The sequence below is a fragment of the Sphingopyxis sp. genome (genome assembly GCF_035250425.1).
GTDB lineage: Bacteria > Pseudomonadota > Alphaproteobacteria > Sphingomonadales > Sphingomonadaceae > Sphingopyxis.
This window is the reverse complement of sequence record NZ_DATFFD010000045.1, coordinates 1-15139: the sequence shown is the minus strand read 5'-3', so window position 1 is coordinate 15139 and position 15139 is coordinate 1. Positions and strand designations below refer to the sequence as shown.

12 protein-coding genes are annotated in these 15139 nt (G+C 65.9%); 6 read left to right on the top strand and 6 right to left on the bottom strand.

What is annotated here, in order from left to right; all coding sequences use genetic code 11:
* On the top strand, nucleotides 1-596 hold a 596-nt coding region (locus tag VJ811_RS03085; protein ID WP_324070814.1), incomplete at its 5' end, for an HlyD family efflux transporter periplasmic adaptor subunit.
* Between the two features lie 3 nt (nucleotides 597-599).
* Nucleotides 600-2147: a DHA2 family efflux MFS transporter permease subunit gene (locus tag VJ811_RS03080; RefSeq protein WP_324070813.1), complete on the top strand. Its 1548-nt coding sequence runs from the start codon at nucleotides 600-602 to the stop codon at nucleotides 2145-2147.
* A gap of 32 nt (nucleotides 2148-2179) precedes the next feature.
* Here the strand turns inward: VJ811_RS03080 and VJ811_RS03075 are convergent, their stop codons facing one another.
* Nucleotides 2180-2602, bottom strand: a complete 423-nt coding sequence (locus VJ811_RS03075) for a VOC family protein (protein WP_324070812.1) — start codon at nucleotides 2600-2602, stop codon at nucleotides 2180-2182.
* A gap of 80 nt (nucleotides 2603-2682) precedes the next feature.
* Between VJ811_RS03075 and abc-f the strand changes: the two genes are divergently transcribed.
* The 3 genes from abc-f to VJ811_RS03060 all read left to right on the top strand — a co-directional run bounded on the left by abc-f (nucleotide 2683) and on the right by VJ811_RS03060 (nucleotide 6352).
* Complete coding sequence (gene abc-f / locus VJ811_RS03070; protein WP_324070811.1) at nucleotides 2683-4557, top strand: ribosomal protection-like ABC-F family protein; 1875 nt, start codon at nucleotides 2683-2685, stop codon at nucleotides 4555-4557.
* A gap of 164 nt (nucleotides 4558-4721) precedes the next feature.
* A complete protein-coding gene (gene hppD / locus VJ811_RS03065) occupies nucleotides 4722-5810 on the top strand; it encodes a 4-hydroxyphenylpyruvate dioxygenase (RefSeq protein ID WP_324070810.1) in 1089 nt (362 codons plus the stop codon).
* Entirely contained in the window at nucleotides 5807-6352 is a 546-nt protein-coding gene (locus tag VJ811_RS03060; RefSeq protein WP_324070809.1) for a VOC family protein, read from the top strand. Before hppD ends, VJ811_RS03060 begins: the two co-directional genes overlap by 4 nt.
* Before the next feature lie 140 nt (nucleotides 6353-6492).
* On the opposite strand, the gene VJ811_RS03055 is transcribed toward VJ811_RS03060, so the two are convergent.
* The 3 genes from VJ811_RS03055 to VJ811_RS03045 all read right to left on the bottom strand — a co-directional run bounded on the left by VJ811_RS03055 (nucleotide 6493) and on the right by VJ811_RS03045 (nucleotide 10308).
* Nucleotides 6493-7173, bottom strand: coding sequence for a YqaA family protein (locus tag VJ811_RS03055; RefSeq protein WP_324070807.1), 681 nt, complete (start codon nucleotides 7171-7173; stop codon nucleotides 6493-6495).
* Nucleotides 7174-7347: 174 nt separating this feature from the next.
* Nucleotides 7348-8940 (bottom strand): bifunctional phosphoribosylaminoimidazolecarboxamide formyltransferase/IMP cyclohydrolase, encoded by a 1593-nt coding sequence (gene purH, locus VJ811_RS03050; protein ID WP_324070805.1) that lies wholly within the window; start codon nucleotides 8938-8940, stop codon nucleotides 7348-7350.
* 345 nt (nucleotides 8941-9285) lie between these two features.
* Entirely contained in the window at nucleotides 9286-10308 is a 1023-nt protein-coding gene (locus VJ811_RS03045; RefSeq protein ID WP_324070804.1) for a phytase, read from the bottom strand.
* A 181-nt stretch (nucleotides 10309-10489) separates the two neighbouring features.
* On the opposite strand from VJ811_RS03045, the gene VJ811_RS03040 reads away from it, so the two are divergent.
* Complete coding sequence (locus tag VJ811_RS03040; RefSeq protein ID WP_324070803.1) at nucleotides 10490-12835, top strand: TonB-dependent receptor plug domain-containing protein; 2346 nt, start codon at nucleotides 10490-10492, stop codon at nucleotides 12833-12835.
* Between the two features lie 37 nt (nucleotides 12836-12872).
* On the opposite strand, the gene VJ811_RS03035 is transcribed toward VJ811_RS03040, so the two are convergent.
* Both VJ811_RS03035 and VJ811_RS03030 read right to left on the bottom strand, forming a co-directional pair.
* Entirely contained in the window at nucleotides 12873-14639 is a 1767-nt protein-coding gene (locus VJ811_RS03035; RefSeq protein WP_324070802.1) for a heparinase II/III family protein, read from the bottom strand.
* 2 nt (nucleotides 14640-14641) lie between these two features.
* On the bottom strand, nucleotides 14642-15139 hold a 498-nt coding region (locus VJ811_RS03030; protein WP_324070801.1), incomplete at its 5' end, for a ribulose-phosphate 3-epimerase.

The window sequence follows — 15139 nt, the reverse complement described above, 5'->3', positions numbered from 1 at the left end:
TCGCATCGGCTTCGGCCGCGCGCGATCTTGCCGCCGCGGGCATCGCCTCGGCCGAAGCGACGCGCGGATCGGCGAGCGGCGACCTCGGCGCCGCCGAAGCCGTGGTGCGCGGGACGACGATCAACACCGCGCCCGACGTCGCGGCCGCCGAAGCGCGGCTGGAGAAGGCGCAGCTCGATCTGGCACGCACCATATTGCGCGCGCCGGTCGACGGCATCGTCACCAACCGGCAGGTGCAGGTGGGCCAGCGGATCGCCGCGGGCGCGCCGATCATGGTGCTCGTCCCGATCGCGACCGCCTATGTCGACGCCAATTTCAAGGAAAGCCAGTTCGAGGACATCCGCATCGGCCAGCCGGTCGAACTGGTGTCCGACTATTATGGCGGAGACGTCGTCTATCGCGGCAAGGTCGTCGGCATCGCGGGCGGCACCGGCGCGGCTTTCTCGCTGATTCCGGCGCAGAACGCGACGGGCAATTGGGTGAAGGTGGTCCAGCGCCTGCCAGTGCGCATCGCGCTCGATCCGAAGCAGTTGAAAGAGCATCCACTGCGCGTCGGCCTGTCGATGGAAGCCACGATCGACACGCGCGGTCGCTGAGCCATGGCCAGCGCCGCCCTCTCCGCCAGCGTCCCGGCCGAACCGCAGCCGCTGACCGGCGTGCGGCTGATCGTCGCCGCGTTCGCGCTCGCGCTCGCCAATTTCGTCGTGGTGCTCGACACCACGATCGCCAATGTGTCGGTGCCGCATATCGCGGGCGGGCTCGCGGTGTCACCCACCCAAGGCACCTGGGTGATCACCAGCTATGCGGTCGCCGACGCGATCAGCGTGCCGCTGACCGGCTGGCTCGCGATGCGCTTCGGCACGGTGCGCTGGTTCATGATCTCGATCATCGGTTTCGGCATCTTCTCTTTCCTGTGCGGCGTGTCGCGCACGCTCGACGCGCTGGTACTCTTTCGCGTGCTGCAGGGGCTCGCCGGCGGGCCGCTGATGCCGTTGTCGCAGATATTGCTGCTGCGCATCTTCCCCAAGGAAAAAGCCGGAATCGGTCTCGCGATCTGGGCGATGACGACGACCACGGCGCCGATTCTAGGCCCGATCCTTGGCGGGACGATCAGCGACAACTGGACCTGGCCGTGGATATTTTTCATCAACCTGCCCGTCGTCGCGATCTGCGCGTTCGGCGTATTCACGCTGCTGACGCCATATGAAACGAAACGCGCCAAGGCGCGCATCGACGTGATCGGCCTGATCCTGCTCGTCGTGTCGGTCGGCGCCTTCCAGATCATGCTCGACACCGGACGCGAACATGACTGGTTCGGATCGGCGTGGATCGTCGGGCTCGCGGTCGTCTCCGCGATCAGCTTTGCCGCGTTCGTGATCTGGGAGCTGACCGACGCCAATCCGGTGGTCAACCTGCGCATCTTCCGCTTCCGCGGCTTCACTTTCGCGACGATGGCGATCTCATTGGGCTTCGGCGCCTTCTTTGCGCAGGTCGTGCTGACGCCGCTGTGGCTTCAGCAGGTTGCGGGCTATACCGCGACGCAGACGGGCTTCATCGTCGCGTGGCTCGGCGTGTTCGCCGTCCTGCTGTCGCCGGTCGCGGCGGGGCTGATGACCAAGGTCGACGTGCGCATCACCATCTCGGGCGGCATATTGTGGATGGCGGTGATGTCGGTCCTGCGCGCGAGCTGGAACGCCGATGTCGGCTATTGGACGCTCGCGCTGCCGCATATCTTGCAGGGGATCGGCATGCCCTTCTTCTTCGTCGGCCTCACCGCACTCGCCTTGAGTTCGGTGCCCGCGCAGCATCAAACCTCCGCGGCCGGTTTGATGAGCTTCCTGCGCACGCTCTGCGGTGCGATCGGCACCGCGGTCGCGACGACTGCGTGGGACGACGCCAGCCGGACGTCGCGTTCCGAACTGGTGTCGGCGCTTAACAATCCCGAAGCAGCCATGACCTCGATGCAAAGCGCCGGGCTGACGCTCGAACAGGCGCGCGCCGCGATCGAGCGATTGGTCGAGGTGCAGGCGTCGACGCTCGGGGTGCTCCACCTGTTCCTTGCGTCGGGGGTCGTCTTCGTGATCGCGGCGATATCGGTGTGGTTCGCGCCGCGACCGAAGCAGATTTCGATGGGCGGCGGGCACTAGCCCTATCTGGCGAAGAGTTGGTCCCCGTTCGCCTATTTGGCGAACAATTGTCGAAGGTCGGCGAAGGCCTTGAACTCGAGCGCATTGCCCGCCGGATCGTGAAAGAACATCGTCGACTGTTCGCCCGGCTGGCCGGGAAAGCGCGTGTGCGGTTCGATCACGAACTTTGTGCCCGCGGCCTTCAACCGATCGGCGAGTGCCTGCCATTCGGCGGGCGGCAGCACGACGCCGAAATGCGGCACCGGCACCGCATGACCGTCGACCGGGTTGTGCGCGGCGGCGGGGCGCGGCGTGTCGACGCGGTGCGCGACGATCTGATGCCCATAGAGGTTAAAGTCGATCCAGTCGGTGTCGCTGCGTCCTTCGGGACAGCCGAGGATCGTGCCGTAGAAATGGCGCGCGGCGCCCAGATCGTCGACGGGAAAGGCGATGTGGAAGGGGGCGAGTTCGGGCATGTCGCCCGTCTGCCGCAACTGCGCGCGGAAAGCCAGCGCGGGACTTGGGTTGTGCGCCGCAACATGCTAGGCGCGCGCCCATGCTGACGATCAACGGAATCACTGTACGCCTTGGCGGGCGCGCCATCCTCGAACGCGCCACCGCGAGCCTGCCGGCGAAAAGCCGCGTCGGGCTGATCGGGCGCAATGGCGCGGGCAAATCGACGCTGATGAAAGTGATGATCGGTCAGCTCGAGGCCGACGAGGGCAGCATCGACATGCCGCGCAAGACGCGCGTCGGCTATATCGCGCAGGAAGCGCCGAACGGCACCGCGACGCCGTTCGATACCGTGCTCGCCGCCGATACCGAGCGTGCCGAACTGCTCACCGCTTCCGAGGTCGAGCAGGACCCCGACAAGCTCGGCGACATCCACGAACGGCTGATCGCGATCGACGCCTATACCGCGCCGGCGCGCGCCGCGCGTATTCTGATCGGATTGGGCTTCGACGAGGAGATGCAGGGCCAGCCGCTCGACAGCTTCTCGGGCGGGTGGAAGATGCGCGTCGCGCTCGCGGCGCTGCTCTTCTCCGAGCCCGACCTCCTGCTGCTCGACGAGCCCTCGAACCACCTCGACCTCGAAGCGACCTTGTGGCTCGAAAATTTCCTGCGCGCTTATCCTGGGCAGCTCGTCGTGATCAGCCACGAGCGCGACCTGCTCAACAATGTGGTCGACAATATCCTCCACCTCGAAGGCGGCAAGGTGACGCTCTACGCGGGCGGCTATGACGCGTTCGAGCGCCAGCGCGCCGAACGCGCGGCGCAGCTCGCGGCGGCGAAGGCGTCGCAAGATGCCCAGCGCGCGAAGCTTCAGGATTATGTCGCGCGCAACAGCGCCCGCGCCTCGACCGCGAAACAGGCGCAGTCGCGCGCGAAGATGCTCGCCAGGATGCAGCCGATCGCGGCGTTGGCGGAGGACCAGACGCTCGCGTTCGATTTCCCGAGCCCAGACGAATTGAAGCCGCCGCTGATCACGCTCGACCTTGCGAGCGTGGGCTACGCGGAACGCCCGGTTCTGCAGCGGCTCAATTTGCGCATCGATCCCGACGACCGGATCGCGCTGCTCGGCCGCAACGGCAACGGCAAGACGACGCTCGCGCGGCTGCTCGCGGCGCAGCTCGCGCCCATGGCGGGCGCGATGGCGGCTTCGGGCAAGATGCGCGTCGGCTATTTCACGCAATATCAGGTCGAAGAACTCGACGGCAGCGATACGCCATTGGCGCATATGACGCGCGTGATGGAAGGCAAGACGCAGGGCGCGGTGCGCGCGCAGCTCGGCCGCTTCGGCTTCTCGGGCAACAAGGCGACCACGCAGGTCGCGAAACTGTCGGGCGGCGAGCGCGCACGGCTCGCGCTCGCGCTCATCACGCGCGATGCGCCGCATCTCCTCATCCTCGACGAACCGACCAACCATTTGGACGTCGATGCGCGCGAGGCGTTGGTGCAGGCGCTCAACGGATTCGAGGGCGCGGTGGTGCTCGTCAGCCACGACCGTCACATGCTCGAACTCACCGCCGACCGGCTGGTGCTCGTCGATGACGGCACTGCGCGCGAATATGACGGCAGCATGGACGATTATGTCGATATGATCCTGGGCAAGGGGCCGCAGAAAGAGCGGATGTCAAAGGCCGACAAGAAGGAAGACCGCAAGGCCGCGGCGGCGGCGCGCGAGGCGGCGGCGAAGATCAAGAAGGATGTTTCGGACGCCGAGGCCGACCTTGCCAAATATGAGGTCGTGCTGTCGGCCATCGACCGCGCGATGTTCGATCCGCAGGGGGCTGCGAACGAATATAAGGGCCTGACGATGAGCGAGCTGTCGCAGCGACGCGGCAAGATCGTCGCGGCGCAGGAAGCCGCCGAAGCGCGTTGGGTCGCGGCGAGCGAAGCGCTGGAGGCGTTCGAGGGCGCGGCCGCCTAAATCGTCCGACCCGATATCGGACTTGATCCGGGGTCCAGACATCGAAGTTGCCATGGATGCCGGATCAAGTCCGGCATGACGAAATCATTGTGGGCGCACCCGCATTGACTCGCGCACCCCAATCCATCATAATAGTTTCAATTGAAACTAGATGAGGATGTGACATGGCCGACCTTTTCGATAATCCGCTGGGCCTCGACGGCTTCGAATTCGTCGAATTTTCGGCGCCCGAGAAGGGCATTCTCGAGCCCGTGTTCGAGGCGATGGGCTTCACGCTGATCGCGCGCCACCGCTCGAAGGATGTGCAGTTGTGGCGGCAGGGGGGGATCAACCTGATCGCAAACTACGAACCCAAATCGCCCGCGGCCTATTTCGCCGCCGAGCATGGTCCGTCGGCGTGCGGCATGGGCTGGCGCGTTCGCGATGCGGCCAGGGCGTACAGCGAAGCCGTCGCGCGCGGCGCCGAGCCGGTCGAGGTCAACCCCGGCCCGATGGAACTCCGCCTGCCTGCGATCCGCGGCATCGGCGGCTCGATCATCTATCTGATCGACCGTTATGGCGAAGACCTCAGCATCTACGACATCGATTTCGTCTATGAAGAAGGCGTCGATCGCCATCCGGTCGGCGCGGGCATGCAGCTGATCGATCATCTGACGCACAATGTCTATGGCGGCCGCATGGCGCATTGGGCGGCGTTCTATGAGCGCATCGCGGGCTTCCGCGAGATCCGCTATTTCGACATCAAGGGCGAATATACCGGCCTGACCTCGAAGGCGATGACCGCCCCCGACGGCAAGATCCGCATTCCGCTCAACGAAGAGGGTGCGGGCGGCAAGGGACAGATCGAGGAATATCTGCGCGCCTATAATGGAGAGGGTATCCAGCATATCGCGTTCAGCTGCGACGATCTTTACGCCGCGTGGGACAAGCTCAAGGCGCTCGGCAACCCGTTCGCCCCCGCGCCGCCGGCGACCTATTACGAAATGCTCGCCGACCGCCTGCCGGGGCATGGCGAGCCCGTTGAGGCGCTGCAATCGCGCGGCATCCTGCTCGACGGGTCGACCGAGGACGGCGACCCGCGCCTGCTGCTCCAGATTTTCGGCCAGACCGTGATCGGCCCCGTCTTCTTCGAATTCATCCAGCGCAAGAAGGATGAAGGCTTCGGCGAGGGCAATTTTACCGCGCTGTTCAAATCGATGGAAATGGACCAGATTCGCCGCGGTGCGCTGACCATTGAGGAACCCGCCGAATGACCAGCCCGATCAAATTGGGCGGCGTCCACCACGCCGCCTATCGCTGCAAGGATGCGAAGGAAACGGTCGAGTGGTACGAGCGCATGCTCGGCATGACCTACACGACCGCCTTTGCCGAGGATCATGTGCCGTCGACGGGCGAGTACGACCCCTATATGCACGTCTTCCTCGAGGCGGGGAACGGCAACATCCTCGCCTTTTTCGAGTTGCCCAACCAGCCCGACATGGGGCGCGACGAGAATACCCCCGCATGGGTCCAGCATCTCGCCTTCAAGGTCGGCAGCTTCGACGAGCTGGTCGCGGCGAAGGCCCATCTGGAAAGCGAAGGCGTCGATGTGCTCGGCCCGACGCACCACGGCATTTTCAAGTCGATCTATTTCTTCGACCCCAACGGCCACCGCGTCGAGCTGGCGTGCGACATCGGCACCGCCGAACAATATGCCGAGCTGAAACGCGTCGCACCGCTGATGCTCGAGGAATGGAGCCAGACCAAGAAGGCCCCGCGCCACGCCGACTGGCTGCACCAGGCGGCGAACGAGTAGGCATCGCGCCGAAAAGCGGAGGACTCTTCTATCGTCATCCCGGACTTGATCCGGGATCCACCGCAGCGCTTGAAGTCGTGGACCCCGGATCAAGTCCGGGTTGACGAGAAACAGGCGGCGTTGTCCGCCCCTTCGTTGAACTACTTCCGGTCCAGCCCGATGCTCTCCAGCGTCGCGCCGCTGCACTTGTCGGCTTCCTTGGCCTTGCCGTCGCCCGACAGCGCGCCGATCGCGAGGAAGCCCGCGACCACCGCGACCAAAAACCCGCCGGTCACCCAGATCAGATATTTGTCGATGAACGCCTTGATCGGCGCCCCGAACAGCCGGAACAGGATTCCGACCAGCATGAAGGAAAAGGCCCGGCTGGCGAGGCTTGCCCACAGGAAGGTCCAGAAATTCATGTGGATGAAGCCGGCGGTGATCGTCAGCAGCTTGAACGGGATCGGCGTCGCGCCCTTGATCAATATGATCTCGGCGCCGAATTCGCGCAGGTAACAGGCGGCCGGCGGGAAGGCGTCGGTCAGCCCGAGCACACCGAGCAGCCACAACCCGACGCTTTCGTAGAGGAAGAAGCCGATCAAATAGCCGAGCATGCCGCCCGCGACCGATGCGAGCGTGCAGATGACGGCGTAACGCACCGCCTTCTGCGGGTTCGCGAGACACATGAGGCCGAGCAACGGGTGCGGCGGGATCGGGAAGAAACTCGCCTCGACGAAGGCGACCAGCGCGAGCCAGAACTCGGCATGGGGGTGCGCCGATTTCTCCATCGTCCAGTTGTACATGCGCTGGATGAAACCGGGCCGGTGGGTGGTGGCGGTCATGCTGGTCCTTTGGGGCAGAGGGTCATGATGACCACGAACCTTCCTTAGCCGGGGGTGTCGGGGGAAATAAAGCCCCTCCCCTTCAGGAGTGTCGGGTGAACAGTCCCCGGACTGTTCAGGTCGGTCCGGGGGACCGGCCGACCCGACACTCCTGAAGGGGAGGGCGTGGTCAGATCAATGCCTGAAATGCCGCATGCCGGTGAACACCATCGCCAGCCCGGCCTCGTTGGCGGCCGCGATCACCTCGTCGTCGCGGATCGAACCGCCCGGCTGGATCACACAGGTCGCGCCCGCCTCGACCGCGGCGAGCAGGCCGTCGGCGAAGGGGAAGAAGGCGTCGCTCGCCACCGCGCTGCCGACGGTGCGGGCTTCGGCCCAGCCGTGGCTTGTCGCGGCTTCGCGTGCTTTCACCGCGGCGATGCGCGCGCTGTCGCGGCGGTTCATCTGGCCGGCGCCAATGCCCGCGGTCGACCCGCCCTTGGCATAGACGATCGCGTTCGACTTCACGTGCTTGGCGATCGTCCAGGCGAAGAGCGCGTCGGCGAGCTCTTCCTCGGTCGGCGCGCGGTCGGTGACGATTTTCAGGTCGGCGCGCGTGATGCGGCCATTGTCGCGGCTCTGCGCGAGCCAGCCGCCCGTAATCGTCTTGAGCATCAGCCCGCCGCGTGCCGGATCGGGCAGTTCGCCGGTCAGCAGCAGGCGGAGATTCTTTTTCTTCGCGAAGACCGCGCGCGCATCGGCATCGGCGTCGGGGGCGCAGACGACTTCGGTGAAGATGGTGCTGATCGCCTCGGCGGTCGCGCCGTCGAGCGGCCGGTTGACCGCGATGATCCCGCCGAACGCCGAGACATCGTCGCATTTCAGCGCCGCGTCATAGGCCTCGGCGATCGTCGCGGCGCTCGCGACGCCGCACGGGTTGGCGTGCTTGACAATCACGCAGGTCGGGTCGGCCTCGCGGAATTCGGCGACCAGTTCGAGCGCGGCGTCGGCGTCGTTGATATTATTATAGCTGAGCTCCTTGCCCTGCACTTGCTGGGCGCCGGCGATGCCGCGTGGGCCGGGCACGGCGGGGATATAGAGCGCCGCCTTTTGGTGCGGGTTTTCGCCGTAGCGCAGTTCGCTTGCCAGCCTGGCGGTGAGCGGCAGCGTGTCGGGGAAGGTCTTGCCCTGATCGGCGATCGCGAACCAGCGCGCGATCGTGCCGTCATAACTCGCGGTGTGCGCAAAGGCGGTCGCCGCGAGGCGCTTGCGCAGCGCCAGCGTGGTCGCGCCGCCGTTGGCGTCCATCTCGGCGATGACTGCGGCATAATCCTCGGGCTCGGTGACGATGCCGACGAAGGCGTGGTTCTTCGCCGACGAGCGCACCATCGCGGGGCCGCCGATGTCGATATTCTCGATGATCGTGTCGCGGTCGGCGCCGCTCGTCACCGTCTGCAGGAAGGGGTAGAGGTTGACGACCACCAGGTCGATCGCGCCGATGCCATGTTCCTCCATCGACGCGACATGCGCCGCATCGTCGCGCACCGCGAGGATGCCGCCGTGGACGGTGGGGTGGAGCGTCTTGACGCGGCCGTCCATCATTTCGGGAAAGCCGGTGAGGTCGGCGACGTCGAGGACCGGGTGGCCCGCTTCGCGGAGCGCCTTGGCGGTGCCGCCGGTCGACACAAGTTCGACGCCGTGGCGGACGAGCGCGGCGGCAAGGTCGGCAAGCCCCGCCTTGTCGCTGACGGACAAAAGCGCGCGGCGAACGGGGACGAGATCGGTCATGAGAAAGGAGCTTTGCTTATGGGGTGGAAAGACGCAGCCCCCCTAGGCGCGCGGCGGCTTCAGGGCAAGCATCGCAGGTCGGCCGATTGGAAGGAAAGAAGGTTCGCGCGGAGGCGCGGAGAAGGAGGAAGAGAGGGTTCGCGCAGAGGCGCAGAGGACGCAGAGAGAAAGATAAGGGCGGCGAAGCCGCCAATAATTTCCTCCGCGTCTCCGCGTGAACCAGTCTTTCTCTGCGTCCTCTGCGCCTCTGCGCGAATATTTTTGGGACAAATATGCGACCGTTCCCCGGCCTGCGCCGGGGAACGGCTATCTGCTTAAAGGGATAAACGCCGATTTCTTGCGTCGTTACAGCCCCAGCGCCGCGGCGATCTGGTCCCAGCGCACCAGCTTGAAATTCTGCGCCTTGGGGGCGTTGTCGCCGTCCTGCGCGAGGAACAGGCCATCGGGATAGGCGGGGCCGAAATTGCCTGCCACGGCCTCGATCCCGTCGGTTTCGCTGGTTGCGCCGAACGCGCCAGCGGCGACGGCAAAGCGCCCGACATATTCGACCGACGGCAGGCGGAAGACCGCATAGGCATTGTCGCCCTGGCTCGACACGAGCAGGTAACGCTGCCCCTTGTGATCGATCGTCGCGAGGCCTTCGACGTCGGCGACGAGGCGCTGGTTGTCGACCGGGGCGACGATGCGCGCGGTGGCGGTCTTGCCGTTCGGCTTCAGTTCCCAGACCCCGGCGTCTTCCTCGCCGACATAGAGCGTGTCGCCGTCGAAGACGCAGCCTTCGGACTGGGTCGGGATCTTATATTCCCATTCGGTCGTGAAGCCCGGCGTGCCGTCGACCGCCAGCGTGCCGACGCGCACCGTGCCGTCCTTCACGATCAGCGCGGCGGTGATCGGCGCGCCGGGGGCGGTCTTTTTGAGGCAGAGGCCATAGGCTTCGCCCGCGCCCGCCGCGGCGCGGCCGAGCAGGGCGATCGCGGGCTTGCCGGCGTCGAGGCGGAAGACCGCGAGATGCGCGTTCACCCCGTCGTTGCGGTCGCTCGCGACGATGATGTTGCCCGCGACATCGACATTGTTGACGAGGCCCGCCTGGGTGAAGGCGATGTCCTTGCCGGTCAGGTCATAGACGTGCAGCCCCGCCTTCTTGTCGGTCGCGATGATCAGCGCGCGGTTCGGATTGGCGGGATCGACCCAGATCGCCGGATCGTCGGCGGCGTCGGCCTTGCCCGTGCCGACGGGCGCGGTCTCGCCGCTTGCGGTCACCTGCACCGGGGGCAGGCCGGTGATGACGGGCGCGCTCGCGGCGCAGCCGCCGAGCGCCGATGCAAAAGCCAGCGAAGTCAGCAGCTTGCATTTGCCGATGGTGGCCATGACGATTCCCCTGTTCCCGATTGCGCAAAAATGCGGCTCGCGCGCCCCGTCCCAGCAAAGTCGAGCGGCGTCAATATAACAATATTTCCGTCACTTAACTGTCATCGAAGCGTCACACTGCTCGCCGCAAACTGTCACACGGCCCCCCTAGAGGCCCGGCAACCATAAGGGGGTACGACAAATGATTCGACGCTTCAGCCTGCATTCCGCCGCCGCGCTTGCCATCGCCACGGCTCTCCTCTCCGCTCCGGCGGCCGCGCAGGACAATGCGCCGATCGTCGACGAAAGCGGCGACGGCACGATCACCGCGGCGCGCGATATCGTCGTTCTCGGCAGCGTGGGATATCGGGGTCGCAGCGAAGACCAGGCCGAACCGGTGATCAGTTACGACAGCGAATTTTTCCAGCGTTTCGAGCCGCTGACCGCGGGCGATGCGCTGAAGCGCGTGCCGTCGGTGACCTTCCTGTCGGACGTCATCGAAAGCGACGGCGCGCGGCTGCGCGGCCTGCCGCCGGGCTATACGCAGATCCTGATCAACGGCGAAAAGGTGCCCGGATCGAACGCCGACCGCAGCTTCTTCCTCGACCGCATCCCTGCCGAGCTGATCGACCGCGTCGAGATCGTCCGTTCGTCCTCGGCGCGGCGCACCGGCGACGCGGTCGCGGGGACGCTCAATATCAAGCTGCGCGACGGTTACGAACTCGACGGCGGTTATCTGCGCGCGGGCGGCCTCTATTATGACGACAAGGAACTCGAACCGAGTGTCGGCGGCGTGTTCGGCGGGGCGCTCGGCCCGGGGCGCTTCCTGATCGGCGGCAATTTCCAGGGGCGCCACAATCCGAAGAAGAAATATTCGCTGCGCTACAGCGACTCGCCCGAGAATAATCCGGACTTCGCGACCGATGACTTCGACAATCGCCAAGACCAGACCGACACGCGCGACGGCAAGGATTATTCGTTCAACGCGACCTACGACATCAAGGGCGACACGACCGATTTTTCGGTGAACGGCTTTTACGTCCACACCGATCGCACCGAGACCGAGCGCAGCTTCGAATATAATCACCCGACGAATATCGATGGCCCGGTCCGCGCGACGCCGCCGGGCAATCTGACCGTCGACAATGCCAATGTCGCGAAGATCAACCAGGATAATTACAGCGTCAACGGCAAGCTCGCGCACCGCTGGTCGCTCGGCGAAACCAGCCTGAAAATCGGCTACGCCTGGTTCGACGAGGATCGGTTCGAAACCGAATATGAGGTCGAATTCGACCGCGCGCTGCCGCGTTTCACCGGCGACCAGACGCGCACCGGCATCACCGACAAGGAATTTTCGGTGCGGCTGGAGCATGAAGTCGAATTGGGCGAGACCGTCAAGCTGCTGTTCGGTGGCCTGTGGCAGGACAAGGACCGCTCGACCTCGATCACCGAGGCGCCGCGCGACCGGTACAATCTGACCGCCGCCAATCGGCAGGGTTACGACCAGTTTTCGCGCAACCCGACCGAGTTCGTGCGCCCCTTCGGCGCCTTCGTGCCCGCCGTCGGCGGGATCAACAGGATCGAGGAAAAGCGGCTCGACGGCTTCATGCTCGTCGAGGGCGACATGCCGGGCGTGAAATGGGAAGCGGGCGTGCGTTATGAAACGACCGACCTGACGATCAACGACCTGACCCCGCCCGCGACGCGCATCGACAATGATTATGAAAAGCTGCTCCCGTCGGCGTCGGTGAAGATCGACGTCGGCGCGCGCGGCCGGGTCACCGCCTCGGTCGCGCGGACCAGCCGCCGGCCGGAGTTCAACTTCCTCTCGCCCGCGACGCTCGAGGAAGAACTCGGCGACAATGATCTGCTCGGCAATCCGTTGCTCGACCCCGAAACGGCCTGGGGCTTCGACCTTGGTTTTGAACAGCGCCTGGGCCGCTCGGGGATCGCGGGGATCAATGTCTTCTACCGCAAGGTGGAGGATCTGATCGAGCTGACCAACATCGGGCCGATCGCCGGCCGGCCGGGCGCCTTCACCTACCAGCCGCAGAATATCGGCGACGGCAAGGTGTGGGGCGTCGAATTCGACCTGTCGAGCGACCTTGGCTTTATCGGCCTGCCCGACACCGGCGTCTTCGGCAACGTCTCGTGGCTCGACAGCAAGATCGTCGACGAATTCGGCGAGCGCCGCTTCAATGGCCAGAGCAAATATGTCTATAATTTCGGCGCGATCCAGGACATTCCGTCGATCGGCGCCGCGTTCGGCGCGACCTATCGCAAGCAGGGCGGGGCATTCGACCGCACCGTCGGCGAGGAGGTTTTCACAAGCTATGGCGCTGATCTCGAAATCTTCGTCGAAAAGCGTTTCGGCAAAAGCTTCACGATCCGCGCGGTGGGCTCGAATCTGCTCAACGGTGCGAAGCGCGAACGCTTCAACAAGTTCGCGACGATCGAGGACCAGAACGACCGCAGCTTCGACGAATATGAACTCGAAAGCGAAAAGGCCGGCCCGGTCTTTCAGCTGATGGCGCGTTACGCCTTCTGACGCTGTGCGGCGGCGGGCAGTCCCTTGTCCGCCGCCGTCAGCCGATATGCTTGAAGATCCAGCCGATGCTGGCGCCGCCCGCGGGCGCGGTGCCGGTGACGACGAGTTGTTCGGTCGGGTGCGGGCGGCCCTCGCCGTCGACCCACAGGCTCGGTTCGATGTCGAGCCCGCCTTCGGACGTGCGGAATTGCCACAGCGGGCCGCCGCCCACGCGCAGCAGCGCGCCCAATTTGTCGGCGGTCAGGCTCGCCGAGATATGCGCGCCGAGGTGGAAGCGCAGCGTGAACCCTTTGTCGCCCTTGCGCCGCGTGCGCGGGGCGGGGAGCAGCATGTCCTCGCCGCGCAGCTCGCGCCCGTTGGGCGACAGGATCAAGAGGCGGCGGTGGATCAGCCCGTGGCGCCGCGCATAGCCGTCGTGGCTCATCTCGACCCGGCTGCCCTGCGGCGTCTCGCGCCGGTCGAGCTCGACCTCGGTCACGCCTTTGCCGAGCGAGCCGTTGGCGAGGATCGCGGTCGAATTGCTGTCGGCGAGGATCAGCGTCGAATGCGCCGCGGTGGTGCGCAGCCCGCGCGCGAGGTCGGCGGGTATCGTCGCGCCGGTCAGCGCGGCGCCGCCGCAATTGACGACGATGCGCTCGGCGCCGTCGCTGAGTTCGAAGGCGAGGGTCGAGGCGCAGCCCGCTTCGGTCACACGGGCAATGGGGGGCGGTGCCGCGTCGGCGAGCAGCACGACCTTGTTCGCGACGAGCCGCTGATAACCCCAGTCGCGTGCCTGCTTCAGCGGCCGCGTGCGGACGCCGCTGGCGTCGACGATCGCCTGGATCGTGGCGGCCGACGTCGCGCCGCTGCCCTGCCAGCTGCCCATGCCACCGTCGCTGTGGGTGAGGCCGAGCAGGGCGGGAACCGCGCGTGCGAGCACTTCCTGGACGAAGGGCGGCACCTCCATGCGGCGCATGTCGTATATTTTCGCGAGCATCGACAGCGCCATGACCGCGTCGAGCTGCGCCTGCGGCGAGCGCGAGATGTTGCCGCCGTCGGCGTAGAAGCTCGTCTCGAGCACCTTGCGCAGCCCGGCCTCGCCGAATATCTGCCGCGGCTCGCCGCCGGGCATCAGCAGCGACGCCGCGACGATGCCGACCCATGCGACCATCTGCCCGGTGCCGGGGCGCGTCTTGTCGGCGACGCGGTCGAGGTGGCGTGCCGCGCGCGCGAGATGGTTGAGCACCGCCGAGCGATAGACGAGATCGCTCGACGAGAGGATCAGCGGTGCGTGCGCGGCCCAGAAGAGGATGCGCCAGGCAGTATTGTCGGCCTTCCACGCGGGTTCGCTGACCGTCTCGCCATGCGTGCCGAGCCAGTGGCGGACGACCGCCTCGGCGATCGGCGCGCCGTCGGCACGCGAGCCGGTCGCGGAAAGGTCGCGGAGCCAGGCAAAGCTGTGGAGATAGTCGGCAAAGGTCGGCGCGACGGTCAGCGCGGCGAAATCGAGGTCGCCGAGCGGCAGCTTGAGCCCGCGGTGGAGGAAATGGCCGGCGCGGATCGCGGTGCCCGCGCGCGCGTCGCCGGGCACCGGGTCGACCGGCACGCCGAGCAGTTTGAGCGGGAAACGCCCCTTCAGGCGGAACGCGTGGAGCGGGGTGCGCCAGGTCAGGCGCGTGATCGCATTGGCGACCCGGTCGCCGAGCGAGAGCCCCTTGTCGGCGGGAAGGCGGATCAGCCTTTTGCCGGGCTCGATCGTGTCGTCGATGGCGTCGGCGGCGGCGCCCTCCGGTTCATCTTCTGGAGCGGTCACCGGTCTTGCCATGTTCAGGCGCCGCCGCGCAGCCGCCGGATATTGTCGGCGTAAGCGTCGGGGCCGCCCTTGAAGGTCGCGGTGCCCGCAACGAGCACGTCGGCGCCCGCGGCGATCGCGAGCGGGGCGGTGCCCGCATCGATGCCGCCGTCGACCTCCAGCCGGATGTCGCGGCCGGTCTTGTCGATCATTTTCCGGACCGCCTCGATCTTTCTGAGCTGGCTTGAAATGAAGCTCTGCCCGCCGAAGCCCGGATTGACGCTCATGATCAGGACGAGGTCGATGTCGTCGATCAGATAATCGAGCATCTTCGCGGGGGTCGCGGGGTTGAGCGACACGCCCGCCTGCTTGCCCAGCGACTTGATGTGCTGGACGGTGCGGTGGATGTGCGGGCCGGCCTCGGGATGAACGGTGATGATATCGGCGCCCGCCGCGGCGAAGGCGTCGAGGAAGTGATCGACCGGCGAGATCATCAGATGGACGTCGAAGGGCAAAGTCGAGTGCGGGCGCAA